The organism is Pseudomonas sp. H2_A10 (assembly GCF_054680085.1).
Map to the genome: position 1 here is coordinate 5,356,142 of NZ_CP162821.1, position 24,346 is coordinate 5,380,487.

At 62.0% G+C, this 24,346-nt stretch carries 27 protein-coding genes and 1 pseudogene; 11 read left to right on the forward strand and 17 right to left on the reverse strand.

Features of this window, described 5'->3' with window-relative positions:
* Positions 1-96: 96 nt before the first annotated feature.
* Both AB4O23_RS24855 and cysK read right to left on the reverse strand, forming a co-directional pair.
* On the reverse strand, positions 97-1,035 hold the full coding sequence (locus AB4O23_RS24855; protein WP_017526669.1) for an aspartyl/asparaginyl beta-hydroxylase domain-containing protein: 939 nt from the start codon (positions 1,033-1,035) through the stop codon (positions 97-99).
* A 109-nt stretch (positions 1,036-1,144) separates the two neighbouring features.
* Entirely contained in the window at positions 1,145-2,119 is a 975-nt protein-coding gene (gene cysK, locus AB4O23_RS24860) for a cysteine synthase A (protein WP_065877057.1), read from the reverse strand.
* Positions 2,120-2,246: 127 nt separating this feature from the next.
* Between cysK and AB4O23_RS24865 the strand changes: the two genes are divergently transcribed.
* The 3 genes from AB4O23_RS24865 (at position 2,247) to AB4O23_RS24875 (ending at position 5,451) form a co-directional block, all read left to right on the forward strand.
* A complete protein-coding gene (locus AB4O23_RS24865; protein WP_017526671.1) occupies positions 2,247-3,323 on the forward strand; it encodes a DUF748 domain-containing protein in 1,077 nt (358 codons plus the stop codon).
* A 104-nt stretch (positions 3,324-3,427) separates the two neighbouring features.
* On the forward strand, positions 3,428-4,273 hold the full coding sequence (locus tag AB4O23_RS24870) for an AAA family ATPase (RefSeq protein ID WP_017526672.1): 846 nt from the start codon (positions 3,428-3,430) through the stop codon (positions 4,271-4,273).
* Positions 4,273-5,451 (forward strand): vWA domain-containing protein, encoded by a 1,179-nt coding sequence (locus tag AB4O23_RS24875; RefSeq protein WP_017526673.1) that lies wholly within the window; start codon positions 4,273-4,275, stop codon positions 5,449-5,451. Before AB4O23_RS24870 ends, AB4O23_RS24875 begins: the two co-directional genes overlap by 1 nt.
* A gap of 73 nt (positions 5,452-5,524) precedes the next feature.
* On the opposite strand, the pseudogene AB4O23_RS24880 reads toward AB4O23_RS24875, so the two are convergent.
* The 3 genes and pseudogenes from AB4O23_RS24880 to AB4O23_RS24890 all read right to left on the reverse strand — a co-directional run bounded on the left by AB4O23_RS24880 (position 5,525) and on the right by AB4O23_RS24890 (position 7,878).
* Positions 5,525-6,440 (reverse strand): annotated as a pseudogene (locus AB4O23_RS24880) (5-oxoprolinase subunit C family protein).
* Positions 6,437-7,141: a 5-oxoprolinase subunit B family protein gene (locus tag AB4O23_RS24885; protein WP_065877060.1), complete on the reverse strand. Its 705-nt coding sequence runs from the start codon at positions 7,139-7,141 to the stop codon at positions 6,437-6,439. The pseudogene AB4O23_RS24880 and the gene AB4O23_RS24885 overlap by 4 nt, the downstream one beginning before the upstream one ends.
* Positions 7,138-7,878, reverse strand: a complete 741-nt coding sequence (locus AB4O23_RS24890) for a 5-oxoprolinase subunit PxpA (protein WP_017526676.1) — start codon at positions 7,876-7,878, stop codon at positions 7,138-7,140. The genes AB4O23_RS24885 and AB4O23_RS24890 overlap by 4 nt, the downstream gene beginning before the upstream one ends.
* Positions 7,879-8,056: 178 nt before the next feature.
* Between AB4O23_RS24890 and AB4O23_RS24895 the strand changes: the two genes are divergently transcribed.
* Entirely contained in the window at positions 8,057-8,986 is a 930-nt protein-coding gene (locus AB4O23_RS24895; protein WP_460147531.1) for a LysR family transcriptional regulator, read from the forward strand.
* 50 nt (positions 8,987-9,036) lie between these two features.
* Here the strand turns inward: AB4O23_RS24895 and AB4O23_RS24900 are convergent, their stop codons facing one another.
* Genes AB4O23_RS24900 through AB4O23_RS24910 form a run of 3 tightly spaced genes read right to left on the reverse strand, consistent with a single transcriptional unit; the run spans position 9,037 to position 10,919 of the window.
* Complete coding sequence (locus AB4O23_RS24900; RefSeq protein ID WP_017526678.1) at positions 9,037-9,579, reverse strand: DUF2937 family protein; 543 nt, start codon at positions 9,577-9,579, stop codon at positions 9,037-9,039.
* 11 nt (positions 9,580-9,590) lie between these two features.
* Positions 9,591-10,367, reverse strand: a complete 777-nt coding sequence (locus AB4O23_RS24905) for a class II glutamine amidotransferase (RefSeq protein ID WP_003172536.1) — start codon at positions 10,365-10,367, stop codon at positions 9,591-9,593.
* A 21-nt stretch (positions 10,368-10,388) separates the two neighbouring features.
* Positions 10,389-10,919 (reverse strand): hypothetical protein, encoded by a 531-nt coding sequence (locus tag AB4O23_RS24910; RefSeq protein WP_017526679.1) that lies wholly within the window; start codon positions 10,917-10,919, stop codon positions 10,389-10,391.
* A 24-nt stretch (positions 10,920-10,943) separates the two neighbouring features.
* Here AB4O23_RS24910 and AB4O23_RS24915 point away from each other — a divergent pair, with 24 nt between their 5' ends.
* Complete coding sequence (locus tag AB4O23_RS24915) at positions 10,944-12,986, forward strand: S9 family peptidase (RefSeq protein ID WP_065877063.1); 2,043 nt, start codon at positions 10,944-10,946, stop codon at positions 12,984-12,986.
* Between the two features lie 68 nt (positions 12,987-13,054).
* Positions 13,055-13,540 carry a cyclic nucleotide-binding domain-containing protein gene (locus AB4O23_RS24920; protein ID WP_065877064.1) on the forward strand — a complete coding sequence of 162 codons (486 nt, stop codon included), beginning with the start codon at positions 13,055-13,057 and terminating at the stop codon, positions 13,538-13,540.
* Here AB4O23_RS24920 and AB4O23_RS24925 read toward each other — a convergent pair.
* The gene (locus AB4O23_RS24925) at positions 13,537-13,815 is read right to left on the reverse strand and encodes a hypothetical protein (RefSeq protein ID WP_026067166.1); all 279 of its coding nucleotides are present in this window, start codon (positions 13,813-13,815) and stop codon (positions 13,537-13,539) included. The genes AB4O23_RS24920 and AB4O23_RS24925 overlap by 4 nt on opposite strands.
* Before the next feature lie 78 nt (positions 13,816-13,893).
* Between AB4O23_RS24925 and AB4O23_RS24930 the strand changes: the two genes are divergently transcribed.
* Positions 13,894-14,580, forward strand: coding sequence for a spermidine synthase (locus AB4O23_RS24930; protein WP_017526683.1), 687 nt, complete (start codon positions 13,894-13,896; stop codon positions 14,578-14,580).
* A gap of 57 nt (positions 14,581-14,637) precedes the next feature.
* Here AB4O23_RS24930 and AB4O23_RS24935 read toward each other — a convergent pair whose 3' ends face one another.
* The gene (locus tag AB4O23_RS24935; protein WP_017526684.1) at positions 14,638-15,558 is read right to left on the reverse strand and encodes a ParB/Srx family N-terminal domain-containing protein; all 921 of its coding nucleotides are present in this window, start codon (positions 15,556-15,558) and stop codon (positions 14,638-14,640) included.
* Between the two features lie 101 nt (positions 15,559-15,659).
* Between AB4O23_RS24935 and AB4O23_RS24940 the strand changes: the two genes are divergently transcribed.
* From AB4O23_RS24940 to AB4O23_RS24950, 3 genes are all read left to right on the forward strand, one after another.
* Complete coding sequence (locus tag AB4O23_RS24940; RefSeq protein ID WP_003210675.1) at positions 15,660-16,034, forward strand: YajD family HNH nuclease; 375 nt, start codon at positions 15,660-15,662, stop codon at positions 16,032-16,034.
* A gap of 160 nt (positions 16,035-16,194) precedes the next feature.
* Complete coding sequence (locus AB4O23_RS24945; RefSeq protein ID WP_017526685.1) at positions 16,195-16,662, forward strand: RNA methyltransferase; 468 nt, start codon at positions 16,195-16,197, stop codon at positions 16,660-16,662.
* Positions 16,663-16,729: 67 nt separating this feature from the next.
* Positions 16,730-17,080 (forward strand): YgaP family membrane protein, encoded by a 351-nt coding sequence (locus tag AB4O23_RS24950; protein ID WP_017526686.1) that lies wholly within the window; start codon positions 16,730-16,732, stop codon positions 17,078-17,080.
* Positions 17,081-17,222: 142 nt separating this feature from the next.
* Here AB4O23_RS24950 and AB4O23_RS24955 read toward each other — a convergent pair whose 3' ends face one another.
* Both AB4O23_RS24955 and AB4O23_RS24960 read right to left on the reverse strand, forming a co-directional pair.
* Positions 17,223-18,443 carry a hypothetical protein gene (locus AB4O23_RS24955; RefSeq protein WP_017526687.1) on the reverse strand — a complete coding sequence of 407 codons (1,221 nt, stop codon included), beginning with the start codon at positions 18,441-18,443 and terminating at the stop codon, positions 17,223-17,225.
* 13 nt (positions 18,444-18,456) lie between these two features.
* Entirely contained in the window at positions 18,457-18,906 is a 450-nt protein-coding gene (locus AB4O23_RS24960; RefSeq protein ID WP_016971382.1) for a YcgN family cysteine cluster protein, read from the reverse strand.
* Positions 18,907-19,059: 153 nt separating this feature from the next.
* Between AB4O23_RS24960 and AB4O23_RS24965 the strand changes: the two genes are divergently transcribed.
* Positions 19,060-19,653, forward strand: coding sequence for a nitroreductase family protein (locus tag AB4O23_RS24965; protein WP_017526688.1), 594 nt, complete (start codon positions 19,060-19,062; stop codon positions 19,651-19,653).
* A 26-nt stretch (positions 19,654-19,679) separates the two neighbouring features.
* Here the strand turns inward: AB4O23_RS24965 and AB4O23_RS24970 are convergent, their stop codons facing one another.
* From AB4O23_RS24970 to AB4O23_RS24990, 5 genes are all read right to left on the reverse strand, one after another.
* Positions 19,680-20,612 (reverse strand): D-2-hydroxyacid dehydrogenase, encoded by a 933-nt coding sequence (locus tag AB4O23_RS24970; protein ID WP_065877067.1) that lies wholly within the window; start codon positions 20,610-20,612, stop codon positions 19,680-19,682.
* A gap of 107 nt (positions 20,613-20,719) precedes the next feature.
* Complete coding sequence (locus AB4O23_RS24975) at positions 20,720-21,013, reverse strand: YcgL domain-containing protein (RefSeq protein WP_017526690.1); 294 nt, start codon at positions 21,011-21,013, stop codon at positions 20,720-20,722.
* Positions 21,010-22,143: a ribonuclease D gene (gene rnd, locus AB4O23_RS24980; protein ID WP_017526691.1), complete on the reverse strand. Its 1,134-nt coding sequence runs from the start codon at positions 22,141-22,143 to the stop codon at positions 21,010-21,012. The genes AB4O23_RS24975 and rnd overlap by 4 nt, the downstream gene beginning before the upstream one ends.
* Positions 22,144-22,265: 122 nt before the next feature.
* Positions 22,266-22,865 carry a class I SAM-dependent methyltransferase gene (locus AB4O23_RS24985; protein ID WP_017526692.1) on the reverse strand — a complete coding sequence of 200 codons (600 nt, stop codon included), beginning with the start codon at positions 22,863-22,865 and terminating at the stop codon, positions 22,266-22,268.
* Positions 22,866-22,966: 101 nt separating this feature from the next.
* The gene (locus AB4O23_RS24990) at positions 22,967-24,337 is read right to left on the reverse strand and encodes a glutamine synthetase family protein (RefSeq protein ID WP_068934963.1); all 1,371 of its coding nucleotides are present in this window, start codon (positions 24,335-24,337) and stop codon (positions 22,967-22,969) included.
* Between the last annotated feature and the right edge of the window lie 9 nt (positions 24,338-24,346).

Consider the following 24,346-nt stretch of genomic DNA (forward strand, 5'->3'; position numbering starts at 1 on the left):
CCCGATGGCGGTCTGTCAGTCAATACATCAGTGACTGAACCCCCGCTATCGGGAGCAAGCCCCCTCCCACATTTTGACCGCGTTTAACGCTTCGGCTCAGCCGAACAACCACTTCCACAGCAGTACGAGGACAACCACCGCCAACACCGGCCGCGCAATGCGGTAAGCCTTGGGATGCTTGCGCTTCCACTGTTTGACCTGGCCGCTGAACTTATCGCTGAAGGTCTTGCTCCAGGCATAGGCCTGGTTGATCCCACCGACACGCTCGTCATCCAGGTTCTGCGGCGCGGTGGCACGCCCCAGTTGCTTGCTGACCCAGCGATTGACGCGGGTCATCAGGCGGTTGCTCAGCGGGCGTTCGATATCGCAGAACAGGATCACGCGGGTCTGCTCGGTTTCGTTCTTCACCCAGTGCACGTAGGTTTCGTCGAACATCACATCTTCGCCGTCGCGCCAGGCATAAATCTGGCCGTCGACGAAGATGCGGCAGTCGTCGGAATTGGGCGTGGACAGCCCCAGGTGATAACGCAGGGAACCGGCAAACGGATCGCGGTGCGGGTTGAGGTGGCTGCCGCCCGGCAACAGCGCGAACATGGCGCCCTTGACGTTGGGAATGCTGCTCACCAGTGCCACGGTTTTAGGGCACAGCGCCTCGGCGGATGGCAGCGGCTTGTCATACCACTTGAGGTAGAAACGCTTCCAACCCTTCTTGAAGAACGAACCGAAACCGGCGTCGTTGTTCTTTTCGGCGGCGCGGATGTAACCCTCGTCAAACAGGTGCATGGCCTCCTCGCGAATCACTTCCCAGTTGTCCTTGAGCACATCCAGTTCAGGGAACTTGCTGCGGTCCAGATAGGGTTTGGAGGGCACCGCCGAGAACAGGTACATCAAGGCGTTGTACGGGGCGAACAGCGCCGAATGGTTGACGAACTGGCGCAACATCGGCAAACGGGCCTTACCGCGCAGGTGCACATACAGCGTGCTGCCGATAAACAACAGCAACACCGACAACTTGGCGGCCAACGAAACGGTCATGCAGCAACTCCTGAAAATAAGCGCCTAGCCAACAGCAGACATAGCAGCTGGCCATGATAAACAGTTGGGCCAGTATGCAGAAGGCCCTGGCTATCGGCGCTGACCCAAATCAAGCCTGGTTTTCCTGCTCGGTAAACAAATCGCTGAACAGCATGCTCGACAGGTAGCGCTCACCCGAATCCGGCAGAATCACCACGATGGTCTTGCCCTGCATTTCCGGCTTCTCGGCCAGTCGCACCGCCACCGCCATCGCCGCGCCGCAGGAAATACCGCACAGAATCCCCTCCTCCTGCATCAGGCGCAGGGCCATGGCCTTGGACTCGTCGTCACTCACCAGCTCCACGCGGTCAACCATCGACAGGTCGAGGTTTTTCGGCACGAAACCGGCGCCGATCCCCTGGATCTTGTGCGGGCTCGGCTTGATCTCCTGACCGGCCAGGGCCTGGGTGATCACCGGCGACACGATCGGCTCCACGGCCACCGACAGAATCGGCTTGCCGGCGGTGTTCTTGATGTAGCGCGACACGCCCGTGATGGTACCGCCAGTGCCCACGCCGGCCACCAGCACGTCTACCGCGCCGTCGGTGTCATTCCAGATTTCCGGGCCGGTGGTTTTTTCATGGATCGCAGGGTTCGCCGGGTTTTCGAACTGGCCGGGCATAAAGTAGGTAGCCGGGTCGCCAGCCACGATTTCAGCAGCTTTCTCGATGGCGCCCTTCATCCCTTTGGCCGGCTCGGTCAGCACCAGTTCGGCGCCGAGGGCCTTGAGCACCTTGCGGCGCTCGATGCTCATGGATGCCGGCATGGTCAGCAGCAGCTTGTAGCCACGCGCGGCGGCGACGAACGCCAGGCCGATGCCGGTATTGCCCGAGGTGGGTTCGACGATGGTCATGCCGGGCTTGAGTCGGCCACTGCTTTCCGCGTCCCAGATCATATTGGCGCCGATGCGGCACTTCACCGAATAACCCGGGTTACGTCCTTCGATCTTGGCCAGGATGGTCACGCCACGCGGGGCGATGCGGTTGATCTGAACCAGGGGCGTGTTACCGATCGAATGCGCGTTGTCAGCAAAAATGCGGCTCATGACGGGTCCTATTGGGCAATTTCAGGAAGGCAACAAGGGTATGCCTCGTCTTCCAAGGCGTCCAGTCGGAGGAACGTTGCGCCCATCGCAACAGTCCATCCCCTATATGGAACAGAGGACCCTTCCCATGAAACGTCGCTACAGTTGGCCGCTCCTGACCATCGCCGGGCTGGTGGTGGTTCTGGTTGCCTTGACTATCGCCCTGCCCTACCTGGTGCGCAATTACTTGAATGACAAGCTTGCGGACATGGGCGACTACCGTGGCCAGATCACCGATGTGGACCTGGCCCTGTGGCGAGGCGCCTACAAGATCAACGGGCTGCAGATCGTCAAGGTCGACGGCAAGGTGCCGGTACCGTTCGTCAAGGCACCGCTGATCGACCTGGCAGTGAGCTGGCACTCCTTGTGGTACGACCATGCGGTGGTGGCCACCGTGCTGTTTATCGACCCGCAAGTTAATTTTGTCGACGGCGGCGCCAACAAGCAGGCGTCCCAGACCGGTAAGGGCACCGACTGGCGCGAGCAACTGGGCAAACTGTTGCCGATCACTCTGGATGAGGTGCGCATCCAGAATGGCAAGGTCGCGTTCCATAACTTCAACTCCCAACCGCCGGTGAACATCAACGCTACCGAGGTCAACGCCAGCTTCTACAACTTGACCAACGTGGTCGACCTCAAAGGCAAGCGCGACGCACGCTTCGACGGCAAAGCCCTGCTGCAAGGCCAGGCACCGCTGGAGGCCAGCGCCACCTTCGACCCGCTGAGCAATTTCGAAGACTTCGAATTCCGCTTTCGCGCCAAAAACTTGCAGCTCAAGCGCATGAATGACTTTGCCTCGGCCTACGGCAAGTTCGATTTCAGGGCGGGCACCGGGGACGTGGTCATCGAAGCCCAGGCCGACAAAGGCCAATTGACCGGCTACATCAAGCCGCTGATGCGCGATGTAGAGGTATTTGACTGGCAGCAGGATGTGGAAAACAAAGACAAAAATATCTTCCGCTCGATCTGGGAGGCCGTTGTGGGCGCCAGCGAGACCGTGTTGAAAAACCAGCGCAAAAACCAGTTCGCCACCCGCGTCGAACTCAGCGGCAGCGTGCATCAGCAAGATATCAGCGCCTTCTCCGCATTTTTGGCGATCCTGCGCAACGGTTTTATCCAGGCCTTCAACGCACGCTATGAACAACCCAAGCCGTCAGCGGATTGATGTAAAGCTGACCGGCCATTCAGAGACTGAATAACCCGTCTGCGTTCACAGTCGCCGGGGCTGCGCGGTATAGTCCGGGCATTGATGAATTCGAGGAAACACCGATGAAGTTCGAAGGCACCCAGGCCTATGTGGCTACCGATGACCTGAAACTGGCCGTCAACGCCGCCATTACCCTGGAGCGTCCGTTGCTGGTCAAGGGCGAACCGGGCACCGGCAAGACCATGCTCGCCGAGCAGCTGGCCGAGTCTTTCGGCGCCACGTTGATCACCTGGCACATCAAGTCCACCACCAAGGCGCATCAGGGCCTGTATGAGTACGACGCGGTCAGCCGCCTGCGCGACTCGCAACTGGGCGTGGACAAGGTGCACGACGTGCGCAACTACCTGAAGAAGGGCAAGCTCTGGGAGGCCTTCGAGTCCGACGAGCGGGTGATCCTGCTGATCGACGAAATCGACAAGGCCGACATCGAATTCCCCAACGACCTGTTGCAAGAACTCGACAAGATGGAGTTCTACGTCTACGAAATCGACGAGACCATCAAGGCCAAGAAACGCCCGATCATCATCATCACCTCCAACAACGAAAAAGAGCTGCCGGACGCGTTCCTGCGCCGCTGCTTCTTCCACTACATCGCCTTCCCCGACCGCACCACGTTGCAAAAGATCGTCGACGTGCACTACCCGGACATCAAGAAAGACCTGGTCAGCGAAGCGCTGGACGTGTTCTTCGACGTGCGCAAGGTACCGGGCCTGAAGAAAAAGCCGTCCACCTCCGAACTGGTCGATTGGCTCAAATTGCTGATGGCCGACAACATTGGCGAAGCGGTGCTGCGCGAGCGCGACCCGACCAAGGCCATCCCGCCGCTGGCCGGTGCCCTGGTCAAGAACGAGCAAGACGTGCAATTGCTGGAGCGTCTGGCGTTCATGAGCCGTCGCGGTAACCGCTGATGTTGCTCAACCTGTTCAACGAGATGCGCGCCGCCAAGGTGCCGGTGTCGGTGCGCGAGCTGCTCGACCTGATCAACGCGCTCAAGCAGCGCGTGACCTTCGCCGACATGGACGAGTTCTACTACCTGGCCCGGGCGATCCTGGTCAAGGACGAGCGGCATTTCGACAAGTTCGACCGGGCTTTCGGGGCCTACTTCAACGGCCTGGAAAAGCTCGACGACCACCTGCAGGCGCTGATTCCCGAAGACTGGCTGCGCAAGGAGTTCGAACGTTCGCTCAGCGATGAGGAACGGGCACAGATCCAATCCCTCGGTGGCCTCGACAAGCTGATCGAAGAATTCAAGAAACGCCTGGAAGAACAGAAGGAACGCCACGCCGGTGGCAACAAATGGATCGGCACCGGCGGCACCAGCCCCTTTGGTTCAGGCGGCTACAACCCCGAAGGCATTCGCGTCGGCGACGCCGGCAAGCGTCAGGGCAAGGCGGTGAAGGTCTGGGACCAGCGCGAGTACAAAAACCTCGACGACCAGGTTGAACTGGGCACGCGCAATATCAAGATCGCCCTGCGCCGCCTGCGTAAATTCGCCCGCCAAGGCGCGGCGGACGAATTGGATATCGACGGCACCATCGACCACACCGCCCGCGATGCCGGCCTGCTGAATATCCAGATGCGCCCGGAGCGGCGCAACACCATCAAGCTGTTGCTGCTGTTCGACATCGGCGGCTCGATGGACGCCCACGTGAAGATCTGCGAAGAGCTGTTCTCGGCGTGCAAGACCGAGTTCAAGCACCTGGAATATTTCTACTTCCACAATTTCGTGTACGAATCCGTGTGGAAAAACAACCTGCGCCGCACCTCGGAGCGCACCTCCACCCAAGACCTGCTGCACAAGTACGGTGCCGATTACAAAGTGATCTTTATCGGCGATGCGTCGATGGCGCCGTACGAAATCACCCAGGCCGGCGGCAGCGTCGAGCACTGGAACGAAGAGCCGGGGTATGTGTGGATGCAGCGCTTCATGGCCAAGTACAAGAAGCTGATCTGGATTAATCCGTATCCGAAAGACACCTGGGACTTTACGGCCTCGACGGGGATTGTGCGCGAGTTGGTGGAGGACCAGATGTACCCGCTGACGCTGCGCGGGCTTGAGGAAGGGATGCGGTTTCTCTCCAAGTAACCACACATCCAGATAATTCAGGTAATCCAATGTGGGAGGGAGCCCCCCTCCCACATTTGGACCTCGGTGTTTTTCAGGCGGTGCTCAGCCGCTGCAGAAATTCGATGTGCTGCCGATGCGCCGTCTCCTGCACCACCGGCGCCAACCTCACCTTTTCCCCCGGCAAACATTGCGCCAGTCGCGCCAGCGATAAAGGCGTCAACGCGCCCAGACGCGGGTACCCGCCAATGGTTTGCCGATCATTGAGCAACACAATCGGCTGCCCATCGGGCGGTACCTGGATCGCGCCAAGCGGGATCCCTTCGGAAATCAACGACGGCCCCTGGTACTGCAATGGCGTACCCAGCAAGCGCAAGCCCATGCGGTCGGCGCGGCTGTCCAAGGCCCAGTCGGTGTTGAACGCATCAAACAGGCTTTGCCCACTGAACTGGCCAATTTGCGCGCCGACGATCACCTGCAGCGCTGCTTTAGCGGGCAAGGCGGGCTCGCTGAGCATTTTCATCGCCCCGCCTGTGCCCGAATAAGCCAACCGCCCGCCTTCGCCCAAGGCTTTGCCAAAACCGTCCAGGCCGCCCAACTCCTCGCGCACTACCGTGGCGCAACTGCCCAGCACAGCCGGCGCCTGGAACCCACCCGGCGCCGCCAGGTATGCCCGCGCGCCGCTGAATGGCTGGGTAAAGCGCAGACGCTGGCCCTTTTGCAGGATAAAACTGCGTCCAGGGCTGATGGCGCGCTCGTCGATATACGCGCCCAGATCCGCTCCGGCCAGGGCCAGCAGGCAATAATCCTCGGCCTGCACGATAAACCCGCCCAAGGTGATTTCCACCACCGGCGCATCCAATGCATTGCCCAGCAGCCAGTTGGCCCAGGACATCGACACCCAATCCAACGCGCCGCCCTGGGTCACGCCCAGGTGGCGCACGCCAAAGCGGCCGGCGTCCTGCAGCAGGCACAACGGCGTGCTGGCTCTCGATGATCAAGCGGCTCATGGTTGCGCCTCCAACGGTGTGTCATCGCCACCCAAGTTGATGAATTCGGCACGCTCGACGGGTTCAAAACGCACCGTGTCACCGGGTTGCATCAGGCTATAACCGTCACGCTCGCGGTCGAACAGTTTGGCCGGGGTGCGGCCGATCAGGTTCCAGCCACCGGGGGAGACCACCGGGTATGCCGCGGTCTGCCGTTCGGCAATCCCAACGCTGCCGGCGGCCACGCGCTTGCGCGGGGTGTTGAGGCGCGGCGCGGCGAGGATCTCGTCCACCAGGCCCATAAAGGCGAAACCGGGAGCGAAACCGAGGGCGAACACCTGGTATTGGTGAGCGCTGTGGCGACGGACTACCTCGCTTACCGCCAGGCCGCTGCGTTGGCTGAGCAAGCTCAGCTCAGGGCCGACGCTCAGGTCGTACCACACCGGCAGCACATGGCACTGGCCGCTGCCCTGGGCCTGGGCTTGCAGGTCGGTCAGGGCCTGGTCGATCAGTTCGCGTGCCTGGGCCGGGTTCAACGCGGTGAGGTCGTAATGCACCATCAAGGTGGTGTACGACGGCACCAGATCCACCAGCGCCGCGCCGAACCCGCTGCGCAGGCGCTGGGTGGCGGCGAGCATCCACGGCATGTTGGCTTCGGCGATCACGTTAAACAGACGCACCATCAGGCAGTCGATGGCTACCACTTCAATGCGTGGCTTCATGCTGGCTTCAACGCCTCGCGGATACGCTTCACCGCCGCGACGGAACTGGCATTGTCGCCGTGTACGCACAAGGTGTTGGCCTGCAAGACCAAGGGGCTGCCGTCACTGGCGGTGAGCGGTTGGCCACGGGAGAGGGTCAGGGCCTGTTGCACGATGGTGTCGGAATCGTGATGCACCGCGCCCGGCAACTGCCGGGACACCAACTGGCCGTTGTTGTGATAGGCGCGGTCAGCGAACGCTTCGAACCACAGGGTCACGCCGTACTCGTCGCCCAAGGCTTGGGCGGCGCTGTTGTCACGGGTGGCCAGCAGCATCAGCGGCAACTCGCCATAGGCGGCGACGGCCTGGATCACCGCGCGCAACTGCACGGGGTTGGCCATCATGTCGTTGTACATCGCGCCGTGGGGTTTTACGTAGCTGACCCGACCACCCTGCGCCCGGCAAATACCGTCAAGCGCGCCGATCTGATAGTGCAACAGGTCCTGGATTTCCTGGGGTGTGTACTGCATGGAGCGCCGACCGAAGCCTTGCAGGTCTTGATACGCCGGGTGCGCGCCGACTTGGACGCCATGCTTGAGTGCCAGGCTGACGGTCTTGCGCATGATGCTCGGGTCACCAGCGTGGAAGCCGCACGCCACGTTGGCGCAATCGATGAACGGCATGACTTCGGCGTCCAGACCCATGGTCCAGTTGCCAAAGCTCTCGCCGATGTCGCAATTGAGTAAAAGGCGGCTCACGCTGGTCGCTCCTGTAGGCTTTGTTTTTTTGTAGTGTGGGATCTTTTACCAAGATCCCGCAACGCTGTTGTCCTGAAACCCAACCACGCTTATCGTGGAATGGCTCGATTTTTGGCGCTGGCCGGCAACGGCGTCCAACTAATAAAAACCGATCCATGCATAAGAAAAAGTTGATCCCATGAATTTGAAGTTCCTCGAAACCTTCGTCTGGGTGGCCAGGCTCAAGAGCTTTCGCCTGACCGCCGAAAAGCTGTTCACCACCCAGGCTTCGATTTCCAGCCGCATCGCAGTGCTGGAAAGCGAGCTGGGCGTGAAGCTGTTTCTGCGTGATTCGCGCGGTGTGAGCCTGACCCCGGACGGTGTGAAGGTGCTCGATTACGCCGAGCAGATGATGGTGACCATGCAGGGTTTGAAACAGTCCCTGGAAACCACCAGCAGCAAGGTCGGGCGGATTCGCATCGGCGCGATGGACACCGTCATCCACACGTGGCTGAGCCCGTTCGTGGCGGAACTGATGGAGCATTTCCCGCTGGTGGAAATCGAATTGGTCGCCGATACCGCGCTCAACCTCAGCGATCAGCTGCAAAAAGGCTTCCTCGACCTGATCCTGCAAACCGACCTGCTGCGACTCGAAACCGTGCGCAGCCTGGAGCTGTGCAGCCATCCCATGGCCTGGATCGTCGCCAGCCGGTCGATCTATAACCGCGACTACGCGTCCCTCGCCGAACTGGCCCAGGAGCGCATCATCACCTACTCGAAAAACTCCCACCCGCACCAGGATGTACTGAGCCTGATGCAGGTCAACGGCGTGGCCGCGCCGCGCATGAACTGCGTGAATTCGGTGTCGGCGATCACGCGCTTGCTGCGCGACGGGTTTGGAATTGGCGCATTGCCGCCGGTGCTGGTCAGCGAAGAACTGGCGCGCGGGGAATTGGTGGTGTTGCCGCTGGCGCAGCGCTTGCCGCACTTGCAGGTGGTAGTGTCGTGGCGCGTGGGCGTGGAGCTGGTGGAGGAGATTGTGGGGTTGTGTCAGAAGGCGGTGGCGCGGTATGCCGAGGAAGTCGGCGAAGAGCGGATGGTGCTGCCTGCCCTGACGAAACACGATTAAAAATGTGGGAGGGAGCTTGCCCCCTCCCACAGTTTGACCGAGTTGGGTCTTTAGAGGCCTTTGAGGTCACGCTCTTCGATCGGCCGGCTCTGGCGCATGCGCTTGCCGCCCAGCACGATCCAATCGATCAGGCGGAACAGGCATTCCAACCCGAACGACAACAACATCGCCCCGCCCAGGCCCCAACCCATCGCCTCTGGCGTCAGCAGAATCTGGTAGCTGTAGCCGTTCCAGGTTTCCAGGCGGATATCCGGGTCGGCCGCCACCGCCACTTGCAGCGCGCGGATGTACCACGGGCCTTGCATGGCCTGGAATTGCTTGTCCAATGCCACCTGGCGATCGAGCATGGCGCCCAGGCTGTTGGCGTCGCTCTGGAACACCGGGTCATCGCTGGCGCGGTAGTGCGCCACCAACGCGTGCAAGTCGCCCTTGAAAAACTGCTGCGCGGTGGATTCAAACCCGCGCAAGCCGGTTTGGGCTTCGATCAGGTGAGCTTCGACGCGCTTGGCGTAGTCGTTGATAAACCCCGGCACTTGCACCCCGACCAACAGGCCAATGGCAAACAGCACCAACCGCAGATAGCTGAGCAGCATGGTCGATATCCTTACTCGGTAATGCCCTGGCTGACGCATTCACCGCGTCGCCACAAGCTCCATTGGCCCGGTTCGTAGCGGGTCCAGTTTTCATTGTCGGTCAACGGCTCGGTGGCGATCACCGTCACCACGTCATTGGGGGTGGTTTCGGCCTGAAAATCAACGATCACGTCGACATCCTTCAAGCGCGCCGGGCCAAACGGGGCGCGGCGGGTGATCTGGGCCAATTTGGTCGAGCAGTAGCAGAACAGCCAGTCGCCATCGCTGAGCAGGCAATTGAATACGCCTTTGCTGCGGTATTCGGCACAGGCCGCGATCAGGTCGGGCAGCATTTGCTCGATGTCCACAGGCTCCGGGAAGGCTTCGCGCACACGGTTGAGCAAATCGCAGAAGGCCGCTTCGCTGTCGGTATCGCCCACCGGCCGGTAAAAGGTGGCTCGCGGGCTGAAATCCGCCAGTTGGCCGTTATGCGCAAAACACCAGTTGCGCCCCCACAGTTCGCGCACGAAGGGGTGGGTGTTGGCCAGGCTCACCTTGCCCACGTTGGCCTGGCGAATATGGCCAATGACCACTTCACTCTTGATCGGGTAACGCTGCACCAGCAGCGCGACTTCAGACTCACTGCTGGCGGCCGGGTCCTGGAACAGACGCAGGCCGCGCCCCTCATAGAAGGCGATGCCCCAACCGTCGCGGTGGGGGCCGGTGCGCCCGCCGCGCTGCATCAGCCCGGTAAAGCTGAACACGATATCGGTGGGGACGTTGGCACTCATGCCCAATAATTCACACATGCCAGGGCTCTCGCTGCAACGTTAAAGGCGCGGTTCGACCCGCATGCCGCCCGGCGCCGGGCGACGGAATGGCTCGTCGTCATCCTCGTGCGGCTCGGCGGCCAGGGCGGCATCCGTAGCGGCCTTGCGCTCACGGCGCGCATTGGCCGCGCGCTCGATGGGCCAGCGGATCAAGACAATGATGAGATACACGCCAAAGGCGATCATCGTGTACATGAACAAATCGGAAATCGCCCGCCAGGCGTTGTTGCCGACCTTGAGCACCAGGTCCAGGGCGGTGATGGCCACGGCCGGTGCAAACTGGGTCTTGACCGGGTCGACGATGGTCGGGCTGAACAACAGCACCGCCATCAGCAATTGCAGCGGCTCGCGCAGCCAGCGCCAGATCCAGCGGGTCATGCGCCACCACACCAACAGGCAGCCCAAAGCGGCAAAGGCGTAAAGGCCCCACGCGGTCAGATAGTCGTTCTCGGTCATGGTGTCCATGGCAAGGTAGGCAAACAGGCGGCTATGATAACGGCTTTTGCGTGTCGCGGCTGCAATGCCTGCCACCGTCCGCCAGACAGAGAGTGATCCATGCCTATATCGACCGCCCCGATCGCCCGCAAGGCCCCAGGCCAAGACCCGTACGCCTGGCTGCAAGAGCGTGACAACCGCGAAGTACTCGATTACCTCAAGGCCGAAAACGCCTGGCAGGACGCCCAACTCGCCGATCAGGCCGCATTGCGCGAAAGCCTGTTCGAAGAGATCAAGGGCCGCATCCTCGAAACCGACCTGTCGCTGCCCTCACCATGGGGGCCGTACCTGTATTACACGCGCACCACCGCTGGCGACGAGTACGCCCGCCACTACCGCTGCCGCCGCCCGGCCGACGACAGCAACCAGGTGGACGAGCGCAGCGAAGAGCTGCTACTGGACCCGAACGAACTGGCCAACGGCGGCTTCTTCTCCCTCGGCGCGTTCAGCATCAGCCCCGACCACCAGCGCCTGGCCTACAGCCTCGACACCAGCGGTGACGAGATCTACACCCTGTTTGTGAAGGAATTGGCCAACGGCAAGGTCAGCGAACTGGAGTTTCAGGACTGCGACGGCAGCATGACCTGGGCCAATGACAGCCTGACCCTGTTCTTCGGCGAACTGGACGACACCCACCGCCCGCACAAACTCTACCGCTATCGCCTGGACGGCACGGCGGCGCAGGAAGTGTTCCACGAGCCCGACGGACGTTTCTTCCTGCATTGCTACCGTTCCAGCTCCGAACGCCAGTTGCTGCTGACCCTGGGCAGCAAGACCACCAGCGAAGTCTGGGCGTTGGACGCCGACCAGCCGCACCTGGCCTTTACCTGCCTGGCGCCTCGGGTCGAGGACCACGAATACGATGTCGACCACGGCCAACTCAATGGTGCCTGGACCTGGTTTATCCGCAGCAACCGGGACGGCATCAACTACGCGCTGTTCGTGGCCACCGACATTGGCGACGTGCCCACCGAGGCTGAGTGGCAAAACCTGATCCCCCACAGCGATGACGTGATGCTCGACGGTGTGAGCCTCAATACCGGTGCCATGACCCTGAGCCTGCGCATCGGTGGCCTGCCGGTGATCGAAGTGCACCCTCAGGGCGTGCCGGCGTATCGCGTGGAATTGCCCGACGCCGCCTACAGCCTTTACGTACAGAACAGCCTGGAGTTCGCCAGCGACAAGATTCGCCTGCGTTACGAGGCCCTCAACCGCCCGGCCCAGGTGCGTCAATTGGAGCTGGCCAGCGGCGCGCAACAGGTGCTCAAGGAAACTCCGGTGCTGGGCGTGTTCAACGCCGACGATTACGTAAGCCAACGCCTGTGGGCCACTTCCGCCGATGGCACCCAGGTGCCGATCAGCCTGGTGGTCAAGCGCGACCAGCTCGGTAAAGCCGCGCCGCTGTACCTGTACGGCTACGGCGCCTACGGCTCGAGCCTCGACCCATGGTTTTCCCACGCACGCCTGAGCCTGCTCGACCGTGGCGTGGCGTTTGCCATCGCCCACGTGCGCGGCGGCGGCGAGTTGGGTGAAGCCTGGTACCGCAACGGTAAGCAGGCCCACAAGCAGAACACCTTCAGCGACTTTATCGCCTGCGCCGAACACCTGATCAACAACGGCCTGACCACCTCCAAACAGTTGGCGATCAGTGGCGGCAGTGCCGGTGGCTTGTTGATCGGCGCGGTGCTCAACCAGCGCCCTGAGCTGTTCCAGGCGGCGATTGCCGAAGTGCCGTTTGTCGATGTGCTCAACACCATGCTCGACCCGGAACTGCCGCTGACCATCACCGAGTACGACGAATGGGGCAACCCCGAAGAGCCCGAGGTGTATGAACGCATCAAGGCCTATGCGCCGTACGAAAACGTCCGGCCCCAGGCCTACCCGCACCTGCTGGTGATCGCCGGCTACAACGACAGCCGCGTGCAGTACTGGGAAGCGGCCAAATGGGTGGCCAAGCTGCGTGACACCAAGACGGACGACAACCTGCTGTTGCTCAAGACCGAACTCGGTGCCGGCCACGGGGGGATGAGCGGTCGTTACCAGGGATTACGTGACGTAGCGCTCGAATATGCATTTGTGTTCAAGGCGCTGGGGCTGGTTTAAGGAACTAAGGGCGGCGGTTTTGTCTGAACACAGGACCGCCCACGGATTGATGGATCAAGATTGCAGCCATGGCACTACCGACTTTGATGAGTTCTTCCCTACAAACAGAAATCCGCGAAATGCTCATGGATTGCGGCCTGTTTGACCCTCTGTTGCCGGAAGATTTCCACATCGCCGCCGGCTACTTCAACATCAGCACCATAGCCCGCGATGAAGCGATTTTCCTCGAAGGCGATGCCGGCACCTTCATGTGCATCATCCACAGCGGCCAGGTGGCGGTGCAAAAAACCAACCATGACGGGCAACGCCTGACCATCGCCACCCTGCGCAGTGGCCGGGCCTTCGGTGAAATGGCGGTACTCGACGGCGAGCGACGTTCCGCCAGTTGCGTGGCCGCCAGTGACTGCGTGCTGCTGAACCTGGGCAAGGACTCCCTGGAAAAGATGCTCAACGAAGCGCCCAGGATTGCCGCCAAGATCATCCGGGCGATTGCGATTGCCTTGTCCAAGCGCCTGCGCATGGCGGATGGCCAATTACTCAATCAACAGTTTTAACCGCCGGGCGTCTTCGGCTTGCTGTCGTTCTGCTGCAGGCCAGGCACGGTCTGGTCCTTCGGCGGCGCGGGCAGCACAATAGGCGTCAAGGGCGGCGAGCCGTTGGTCTTGGGCAGTGCCGGCGGGGTGACTTGCGGGTACAGCGTCGGTGTCGGCGTGCCCGGCGCACCGGGGGTTGGCGCGGGTGCGACCGGTACGGTTTGCAACTCCTGAGCCCGTACCCCACCGCAGGCGAGCGCGCTCAACACAATGACCGTTAGAATGCTGCACTTCATCGATGGCTCCATGGCCTGACCGGAATGTCGTAAGGCTACTCCCAACCGCGCAAGAATGCCCTTCCCAATGAGATTTCCATGAAACGTTTCGTTCTGCTGGACACCACCCCGATCCCCGACAACGGCGGTGCCTTGTGCCTGTTCGAATACGGTGAGGATTTTGTCATCAAGATCCAGGGCGGTGATGGCGGCCAACTGATGAACACGCGCATGCACGGTTCCGAAGACGCGCTGGCCGAAATCCCCTGCCGCAAGGTCGCTGGCCGCCCGGCTTCACGGGTGCTGATCGGTGGCTTGGGCATGGGCTTTACCCTGGCGTCGGCGCTCAAGCATTTGGGCAAGACCGCCGAAGTGGTGGTGGCCGAACTGGTGCCCGGCGTCGTGGAGTGGAACCGTGGCCCACTGGGGGAAAAATCCGGGCGCCCGTTGCTCGACCCGCGCACGGTGATCCGCCTGGAAGACGTGGCCAAGGTGCTGCAAGCCGAGCCTCAGGGCTTTGATGCGATCATGCTCGACGTCGACAACGGCCCCGAAGGCCTCACGCAAAAAGCCAACAGCTGGCTCTACTCCGCCGGTGGCCTGGCCGCCTGCGCCAAGGCCCTGCGCCCCAAGGGCGTACTGGCGGTGTGGTCGGCCAGCGCCGACAGGCTGTTCAGCGAAAAACTGCGCAAGGCCGGCTTCAAGGCCGAGGAAGTGCAGGTGTTCGCCCATGGCAACAAAGGCACCCGGCACACCATCTGGATTGCGGAAAAGCTCAAGGGCTGAGCACAACACTGAAGATCAATGTGGGAGCCAGCCCCCTTCCACATTGTTGATCCCTGGTCAGTTATGGGAATTGCGGTAGTCGATCACGTACGGGATTTTCTTATCGAAGGTCTTTTCCAGTTCATCGCGGTCCAGCTGGGTCATGCCGCCCAGTTGCTGGGCGGTGAAGCCGCTGTTCCCGACCTGTGCGCCCGGTGCCAGGCGGACCATGCGTTTGGCCACCGCTTCGATAGCGTCCCTGTAGCCGCTTTTTTTGTTCAGGTCGTACTGGCCCAGATCCATTTGCGTGCGCAGCCAGTTGCCCCAATAGAACTCCAGAAATTCCGGTGCGACCTCCCCCGCGTCCGGCTTGCCGTAGGCAGCCTTGCGGGTGAAATACACCAGGCTGCGAAAGGTGTCGTCCTGCAAGTTCTTGAACCCCAGGTGCGCCGGCAGTTGCCCGGGCTGCAGGGGTTGCCCCTGATTGTTCTTGAGCCAAACCTTGCGGGCCGCTTCCATGCGTTGCCAGAAGGTGGCGAGGTCCGGGCTGTTGCTGAAATCGTCGGTGACCTTGACCCACATTTTCAGCTGCGGGCCACCACCGGGGGCTTCCCATAATGTGGTGAAACTGTGATGACCGTCGGTCAGGTACAACTGGCCGCCGGGGCCGACAACCACGGTTTTCATGTCCTCGGGGTGCGCGCCTACCGGGTCTTTGCAGGTGAAGCTGGTGGGCTGGAGCAGCTTGGCGTTCTTGGGCACCTTGTCGGCCTCGCCCTGACCGTTGGTCTCGCAGTATTCATCGAAGGCTTTGGTAGGTTTGTCGGCAAACAACCCGAGGCTGTAATAGATCTGGTCGAACCCGACCACGGCCTGGGTCGGGTGCAGTTGCTCAAGGGCGACCTCGATCACCTGCCCGGGCCTGGGCGTCGACAACGCCTGGGCCTGAGCCGCCAGGGCGCCGAGTAGCAGTGCAAGTATCCAGGTGTACCGGCGCATAGGGTTCAGCTCCTGATGAATTGAATGAACTGATACTACAAACGCGCGCCGGCGGCTAGAATCAAGCTTATCCGTGACCCACCAGACAGCCAGGAGCCATGATGAGCTCGACCAACCCGCCCTCCCACACCGCCAAGCTGGACCGCATTCTCGCCGATGCCCAGCGCGACCGGGAAATGGGCTATCGCGACAAAGCCCTGAAGATGTACCCCCACGTATGTGGCCGTTGCGCCCGTGAATTCGCCGGCAAACGCCTGAGCGAACTCACCGTTCACCACCGTAACCACAACCATGATGACAACCCCCAGGACGGCTCCAACTGGGAATTGCTGTGCCTGTATTGTCACGACAACGAACATTCGCGCTACACCGACCAACAGTACTTCGGCGAAGGCTCCACCAGCAGCCCGACCATTGCCAAGGCCACGCACAACCCGTTTGCGGCGTTGGCCGGGTTGATGAAGAAAGACGACTGAAGAGGCCCTTGCGGCCTCATCGGGAGCCAGCCCCCTCCACACGTTGATGGGTGAATACGTTCAAACGGTGGGAAGGGGCTGGCTCCCGAGAGCGGTGGCCCAAGCAATACATCACCTTCAGGCCGTATAATCGCCGCTTTTCTCCAAGGCACCTTCCCCCGTGGGCAATAAACGCTACAGCTGCATCGGCCTGTATAACCCCAAATCTCCCGAAAACGTCGGTTCGGTCATGCGTGCCGCCGGCTGCTACGGCGTGGCCTCGGTGTTCTACACCGGCGTGCGCTACGAGCGCGCCCGAGACTTCATCACCGACACCAAGAAGGTCCACCACGACATTCCGCTGATCGGTATCGATGACCTGAAAAAAATCCTGCCCCTGGGCTGCATCCCGGTTGCGGTGGAGCTGGTTGAAGGCGCCCGCCCGCTGCCCGAGTACACCCACCCCGACCGTGCGCTGTATATCTTCGGCCCGGAAGACGGCTCGCTGGATAAAGAGATTCGCGACTGGTGCGAAGACGTGGTGTACATCCCCACTACCGGCTGCATGAACCTCGCCGCCACCGTCAATGTGGTGCTCTACGACCGCATGGCCAAGGGCAATAACACCCGCTCGGGCCCCAAGTACTGAGTTTTCGGGAACATCCGGCTCTCGCCGACAGTCAGCTACTTACACTTGCCCTTGTTGGAGACAGATTATGAGCGACAGCAAAACCGTGCGACCTATCATCGAACCCGCGCCACTTCAGTCCCCACCCACGCAAAACGTGCATGGCTGGGAGCGCATCGGCTCGGTGGCCGGTGGCGTGATGATGGTGGGCAAAGGCCTGCGGCGTGGCGGGATTTTCGGTTTGATCCAAGTGGCGATCGGCGGCGTGGCGCTGGCCCGTGGTTTTACCGGGCACAGCTCGCTCAAGGATAAGCTGGAGCAGGGTCGCCAGGAAATGAACAGCGTGCGTACCAAGATTGAGCGCGCGGGTGAAGAGTTGAAAAACTTGAAGACCAAGGCGGAAGTGGCGGCTGAAAAAGCGGTGAAGACCACCGGCTGACCTCGGCCTCCAGACTATTGGAGATTCCAATGTGGAAGGGGGCTTGCTCCCGATAGCAGTGTGTCAGTCAATACATCAGTGACTGAACCACCGCTATCGGGAGCAAGCCCCCCACACATTTCGTTTTGTGCAGGGCTACGAATCAGCGCAGGAGTTTGGAATCGAGCACCACCGACGATTCGCCCAGGATGCTCTCGGCCAATTGAACGAAGCCTTGGGTATTGACGCTATCGGCCCGCATCACCGCCTGCGCCAAATCGTCCAGCGAGCGCTTGTTATGGGTTTTCACGCGAATCTCGCGGTCCAGCTCCTGCATCACCAACACCGCCCGTGACACCGTCGCGCCGCTGACGTGTTCGCCGCGCAGGGTGGTCACGTCCTGGCCTTCCCTGGCCAAGCGCACCTGTATCGCTTTATAGCGCTCATCGGTGATGCCGCCGGCACGCCGCAGCAGATCGATGGCGTAGTACTGCGCCAACCCTTCGCTGATCCAGTCACTGGTGTCGTGGTCGTTGAAACGGCCAATGGCTTGCACCACTTCACGCATCAACGGGCTGCTGCCGTTTTCGCTGACCAACGGCGTGCGGCTGTTGAGGTAAATCGAGTCATGCGCCGCAAATGCGCCACGGCGCATCGGGTCACTCGCCCCCACCACCAATAGTTTGCCCGGATGGCGCGGGAACACGGCTTCCACCTGCGGCCAGACGAACGTCAGCAACGTCAGCACATCCATGCGATGCATGGCCTGGCCCTTGGGCGACGCCACGGTGACTTCGGTTTCGCCCAGGCGCACGCGGCGGCTGCCGAGCGTGCCGGCGAGCATCCAGCCGGTGGGGCGGTCGAACAGGCGGGACACGTTGTCGATACGGAACTTGTTTTTGCCGATGCGCGGCCAGGCGGTTTCGATGCTTTTCCAGCCGGCCGGCAGTTCGAACACCAGCCGCGCGACCAACTCGACGCCGTCCTGCTGGTCCAGCCGCGCGCCAGGCACCAGGTCTTCGCCGCGAAACAGCGCCCAGCCCGGGGTGATACGCGCTTCATAGCTGCCCGGCTTGAGCGCCTGGGTCAGGCGTACGCGGTAGCTGAGGCTGGCCTTGTCGGCGCTGGGCTGCCACACGCCGCGGCTGCCCGTGACCTGCCACCGGCCGTCGGCCTTGAAATCGCTGTAGCGACCGTCGCGGCCAAGGTCGAAGTCCAGGCTGCGCACCGCCGAGCCCTGGGCCAGGCTCACACGCACCTGCGCCTGATCGCTCTGGGGCAGCAGCTTGACGTGATAGTCCAGGTCGACTTTGTTGGCGCACCAGGCCGGAGCGCTCAGCACCAGCAGCACCAGGCCTGCCGCCAGCCGGGTTCCCAGCTTCATACACACTCCTTGTTCAGCCCGCGCGGAAGATCAGGTAATCCTCCCAGTCGTCTTCGGGCACGCTGCCTTCACTGAGCATGCGCCCGGACTGGGAAATGCGTTCGTGGTGCACGGCGTCGCGGTCACCGCAGACCAGGTGGTGCCACAGCGGCAGGTCCTTGCGCTCGCTGACCAGACGGTAGCCGCAGGTGGGCGGCAGCCATTTGAACTGGTCGGCCTGGCCTGGGGTGAGCTGGATACAGTCGGGGACCGAGGCGCGCCGGTTGGGGTAGTCGGTGCACTGGCAGGTTTTCAGGTCAAGGAGTTTGCAGGCGATTCGCGTGTAATAGACGCTGTTGTCCTCTTCATCCTCAAGTTTCTGCAGGCAGCACAGGCCACAGCCGTCGCACAACGACTCCCACTCCTCCTGATCGAGGTGTTCGAGGGTTTTGCGTATCCAGAAAGGTTCGACTTTGGCGGCCATGGTTCTACATCAGTATCGGTAGGTGAAAAGGTCGCCAGTCTAGTACCCAAGGCCTTCGGAACCAAGTGCTTACGACTGGCGGCGTTACAAGACTTGTCAGCCCAGTGGGCGCGCAGTAGCTTGGAACGCCGAATCGTCCTTCAGGAGCCGCCCATGAGCGCCAATCCACGTGTTGCCGACCACTCGATCCACACTCAATTCACCGACCGCTGGTCGCCGCGCGCGTTCACCGGCGAGAGCATCCCGAAAGACACCCTGCTGAGTTTCTTCGAAGCCGCACGCTGGGCGCCGTCGGCCTATAACTCGCAGCCATGGCGTTTCCTCTATGCGCGCCGCGACACGGCAGACTGGGCGCGTTTCCTGGGCCTGCTCAATGAATTCAACCGCGGCTGGGCGCAGCATGCGTCGGCCCTGGTGATCATCGCCTCGAAAACCGACTTCATCGCTCCGGGCGCCACCGAAGAAACCCCGGCGCTGTGGCATACCTTCGACACCGGCTCGGCCTGGGGGCACCTGGCGCTGCAAGCCAGCCTCAGCGGCTGGCACACCCACGGCATGGCCGGCTTCGATCAGGACCTGACGCGCAAGGAGCTGAAGATTCCAGACGGTTATGCACTGCATGCCGCCGTGGCGATTGGCAAGCTGGGAGACAAGTCGAGCTTGCCGGAGTACCTGCAAGATCGTGAAGCGCCAAGCCCGCGCAAGCCGTTGAGCGAGCTGGTTTGCGAAGGTGACTTCAGCCTGTAGGCCTCCCACATTGGTATTGCGTCGTGTCAGTAACCCCGTGCGAAATCAACTTCCCCGCGCAGCGTTTCCTTGGTCCGGTAGGCACGCAGGTTCTGTAAAAACAACTCGACCATCATCGGCGGCGACGTCGGCGCGGAACTGTGCCCGGTCAACAACAGGCCCCAGGCGGTCCAGAACGGGTGGCGCTGCGGCAGCGGTTCCTGGCGGCACACGTCGATCACCGCGCCGGCCAGGTGCCCTTCTTTCAATGCCTCGACCAGGTCGGCATCGACCACCGCCACACCACGGCCCACGTTGATGAGCAAGCCCGTCGGCTTGAACTGCTTGAACAGCGCGGCGTTATACACATCGTGGGTATTAGGCGTGTTGGGCAGCAGGTTGATCACGTAGTCCACCTCCCCTACCAGCCGGCCCAGTTGTTCGAGCCCGGCCACTTCGATAAAGGGTGCTTGCTCGCGCGCGGTACTGGCGATGCCGTACAGCTTCACGCCAAAGGGTACGAGGAACTCGGCGACGCTCTGGCCGATATCGCCCGTGCCGACGATCAACACCTTGCGCCCCGCCAGGCTCTGGCCCGTGCGGTTGTCCCACTTGCGTTCGACCTGGCTGACCAACCGCGCCAGCACTTCGCGCTCATGGCCCAGCATGTAGGTGAGGACAAATTCGGCCATGACCTGGCCAAAAATGCCGACCGCGCGGGTCAGGCGATAATCGCGCGGCAAGCCTTCGGCCAGCAGCGGCGTAATGCCAGCCCAGGTCGATTGCAGCCATTGCGGACGATGGCCCTGGCGCAACAGCGTTGCCAACAGGTCCGGCTGGCCCAGCCACACCGGGCAATCGGCGGCCAGGCGCGACAGTTCGGCCGAGTCGCCGCTGGTGAGCACCTCAAGGTCCGGCGCCACGTCGTTGAGCAATTGTGCGTAGAGCGGGTGATCCTGTTCAGCAATCAGAACGCGCATGGTTCAAACCTTTCAAAAACAGTGCAGACGGCCGCCCGCATCCTTACGGCCACCGCCCACTAATACGATTTCATTGAAGCAGGTGCCCAGGACAGAGCACCGGTCGATCACATCGGGTCGTTGCGACGCAGCAGCTCTTCGGGCAAGTGTTCGATGTACTCGTCCTCGGCCGGCGGCATTTGCAGGTGGTAGCCCTGCGTGTCGAGGTTTTCCAGGACCACGGCGATGTCTTCGCGCGACAGCTTGCGCTCGGGCGTCAGCACCATGTCGAACGCGTGGTGCGGCTTGCCGAAGGCGGCCATCAAGGGCTCGGGCACGCGCTCGAGGGCATCGCTTTTGAGCACGTAGAGGTACATGCCGTCTTTTTTCAAGCTGCGATAGATGGAGCAGATACGTTTCAAGGCTGTTCTCCGGCAGTGGCCAGGCTGTCGAGCAGCGCCTGGCCCATCAACTCGCGGCGCCAGCCACGCAGCGAGTCTGGCAATTGGTAAGGCCCATCGGGGTAGCCACTTTTAACCAGGGCTTCGAGGGTTTTCTTGCGCAGCATCAGTTCCGGCGCCATGTCCAGGCGCTCGGCGAACGTTTGGCCCAGGGCACGCAGTTGCTTGATCAGCGCGGCGGCATCCACCGGCAGCGGTTCAGCCACGGCGGGCGGCCATTGGTCCATGGGCAGGCTGCCGGCACGTTTGATCAGGTCCAGCAGGAACTGGCCATCCTGGCGCACGGTGCGCGGGTGCATGTCTTCGATCTTGCCCAGCGCGGCGAGGTTGTCCGGCTGGGATTTGGCCAGGGGCCACAACGAGTGCTCGCGAACGATGCGGTTGCGCGGCAGGTCGCGGGCGCGGGCTTGCTGCTCGCGCCAGGCGCACAGCTCTCGCAGCACGGCAAGTTGAGCGCGGGACAGTTTCCAGGCCAGCTTGGCGTCGCGGTACACCTCGTACGGGTCGACTTCGCGGCGCAGGTTGGCCACCAGTTCGGCACCGTCCTCCAGCACCCAGGCGTATTTGTCGTCGGACAGCTGCGGGCGCAGGCGAATGTAGACCTCGGCCAAATGCACCGCGTCTTCGGCGGCGTAGCTGATTTGCGTCTCGGACAATGGCCGCTGCAACCAGTCCGAACGCGTCTCACCCTTGGGCAGTTCGATGTCGAGCACGGCTTGCACCAGGCGCGAATAGCCCATGGAAAAGCCGAGGTTCAGGTAAGCCGCCGCCAATTGGGTGTCGAACAACGGCACCGGCAGGCTGCCGGTCAGACGCAGCAAGACTTCGAGGTCTTCGCTGCAGGCGTGCACCACCTTGATCACCGCTGGGTTTTCCAGCAGCGCGGCCAAGGGTTGCCAGTTGTCAATGGTCAGGGGATCGATCAGGTAAGCGCGTGCGCCATCGCCGATCTGGATCAACCCGGCAATGGGATAAAAGGTGTCGACCCGCATGAATTCGGTGTCGAGGGCGACGAATGGCAACTGCTGCCATTCGGCGCAGTGCTGGCCGAGGCTATCGTTGTCGCAGATCCAGTGAATATCGATGGCCACACGGCTCTCCCTTGAAGAATGGCGCGCAGTATATATCGCGAAAGGGACTTGCGAGCATCCACAGTGCACAGGCAACCATGAAAACTCAGACAGGAGACGAAGAATAGCCCTACAGGGGATGGTTATCCTTTCTTACGCAGCACGTAGACACGCCACAGCGCGGAGCCCGGAATGAATTCCTGGTAATTCAGGACTTTGAAGCCGGCCTGGCGAAACTCATCGTCCACTGCCGTACGCGAGTTGACGGAGACAATCACCGTGTCGCGGCTGACCCGGTGAAACTCGCGCAGCAACGCCAGTCGCCCTTCACTGCTGGGCACATGACGAAACAACTCCAGGCAGAAGATGCAATCCACCGCATTCGCCGACAGACCAATGGAAAACGCCGAGCCCTGAAAGGTCTTGATCCGCTTGAGCAATGCCGCCGGGTGATGGGTACAGGCGTGATCGAGCATGGCCTGGGAGTTGTCCGACGCCAGGATCACCCGGTTGACGTGCTCGGCCAACACCGGCCAGAACCGCCCCGCGCCGCAGGCCAGGTCGAGGATCAGCCCCGGTTCGCCGGCCACTTTGAGCGCCTGGCGTACCAACCACTCGTCGCGCCACGACGCCAGGCGGCGGCGCAGCCCAGGCGGGCGCGTGTCGCCGCAGGCCCTGGCGTGTTCGCGGTCACAGCGTTCGGCGTATTCGATCTCGATCGAGGAGGGAGGTTGTGGCGACATCATCGGCTCATAAGGGTTAAACGGGAGTGAACGACCTTGATTCGCAGCTTAACCACTGCAACGTGAAAAAAAGGTCGAAGCCATCACGCCCGTTGATCGGCTCAGGCCTGATGCAAATACCAACGCCAATCCTGCTCCCCCACCTCACCCATGAACTGGCGATATTCAGCACGTTTGACCGCCAGGTACACGCCAAGGAACTCGCTGCCGAATGCCTCCCTGGCCCAGCTGGAATCTTCCAGCGCGCGCAGGGTGGTGAGCCAGTCGGTGGGCAAAAGGCTCTTGGCCTGGGCGTAACCGTTACCCTCGACCGGCGCGCCGGGGTCGCATTGTTCGCGGATTCCCCGGTGGATGCCGAGCAGGATCGCGGCGGCGGCCAGGTAGGGATTGGCGTCGGCGCCACAGATACGGTGCTCGATGTGCCGGGAGCTGGCCGGGCCGCCCGGCACGCGCAGGCTGACGGTGCGGTTGTCCACCCCCCATGTGGCGGCCAGGGGTGCGTAGCTGTTGGCCTGGAAGCGCCGATAGGAGTTGGCGTTGGGGCAGAACATCAGCAGCGAGTCGAGCAACGTGCCGAGCATGCCGCCCACCGCATGCCGCAGCAGCGGCGTACCGTCGCCGGCCTCGCTGGCGAACAGGTTGTTGCCCTCGGCATCCGCCAGGCTCACGTGCATATGCATGCCGGTGCCCGCCAGGTCGTCGAACGGCTTGGCCATGAAGCAGGCGCTCATCCCGTGCTTGTGGGCCACGCCCTTGACCAGGCGCTTGTAGCGCACGGCTTCGTCCATCGCCTGCAGGGCATCGGCGCGGTGTTGCAGAGTGATTTCCACCTGGCCCGGGGCGTACTCGGAAATCGCCGTGCGCGCCGGAATGCCTTGCAGCTTGCAGGCGCTGTAGAGGTCAGCGAGGAAGGGTTCGATCTGCTCCAGTTCGCGCAACCCGTAGACCTGGGTCGAACGCGGGCGACCGCCGTCGACATCCCGCGCCGGTTGGGGGCGGCCGTTGCCATCGGGTTTCTGGTCGAGCAGATAGAACTCCAACTCGGCCGCCATCACCGGGTAATAGCCGTCGGCCTTGAGCGCGTCGATTACCCTGGCCAGCAAATGCCGAGGGTCGGCCACGGTGGCGGGCAGGCCTTCAGTGGGGTGCATGCTGACTTGCACCGCGGCGGTCGGGATCAGGCGCCAGGGCATGCGTTGCAAACTGCCGCTGATCGGGTAGGCGCGGCAGTCGATGTCGCCCACGTCCCACACCAGGCCGGAGTTTTCCACGTCGTCGCCATTGATGGTCAGGCCCAGGATGGTGCTGGGCAACGGGCGCCCGCATTGATACACCGCCAACAGTTCATCCCGGTGCAGCAACTTGCCGCGCGGTACGCCGTTGTTGTCGAGGATGAACAGCTCGAACATCTCGATGTCGGGGTTGTGCTCAAGGAAGGATTGGGCTTCGTGCAGGCTGGCAAACACACTCATGGCGGTTCT